This is a genomic window from Halobellus sp. Atlit-38R (assembly GCF_003665925.1).
Lineage (GTDB): Archaea > Halobacteriota > Halobacteria > Halobacteriales > Haloferacaceae > Haloquadratum > Haloquadratum inordinatus.
This window is the reverse complement of sequence record NZ_QXIJ01000226.1, coordinates 1-504: the sequence shown is the minus strand read 5'-3', so window position 1 is coordinate 504 and position 504 is coordinate 1. Positions and strand designations below refer to the sequence as shown.

Genomic DNA, 504 nt, shown 5'->3' with positions numbered 1-504 from the left:
CGCCATGGCGGCGTCGACGCCGTCAGCGTCGATTCCCTCGCTGTCCACGGGTTCGGTCGTCGGTCCATCTCCGCCGCTCGCGGCCACCGCTCCGCCGTCGGCGGCCTTCGTCGGAATCTCTCGGGGAACGTACACCCAGTCGCCGTCGTCGAGCGCGGCCGCCCGGTCGAGGTCGTCGTCGAAGTGGAGGTGGACGTGCGTCGAGCGCCCGCTGTTCTCGAGCACGACCGGGAACGGCCCGTCGGTGACGAACGAGTCCGGCGCGTCGATGTCGTGGACCGCCTCCCCGTTCAGTTCGACGTCGAGTGTCGGCACGGTCGGGACCACGCCCCCGTACTAAAAAAAGATTCACACGAGCGAGGGGTTTCGAGGCAGGGGACCGCCGCCGTCGCCCGCTCGGCTCGGCCCTACGCTGCCGCCTCTTCGCGCATGTCCGGCGGCAGGAGGTTCGGGATCCCGTCCTCGATGGGGTACGTCTCGCCGCACTCCGTGCAGGTGAGCGTC

Annotated in this window: 2 pseudogenes; both read right to left on the bottom strand. The window is 70.0% G+C overall.

The features are described 5' to 3' along the window. Positions 1–315: pseudogene (locus D3D02_RS21075) on the bottom strand (hypothetical protein); the annotation flags it as partial. A gap of 92 nt (positions 316–407) precedes the next feature. After that, positions 408–504, bottom strand: a pseudogene (locus D3D02_RS21580) (Trm112 family protein); the annotation flags it as partial.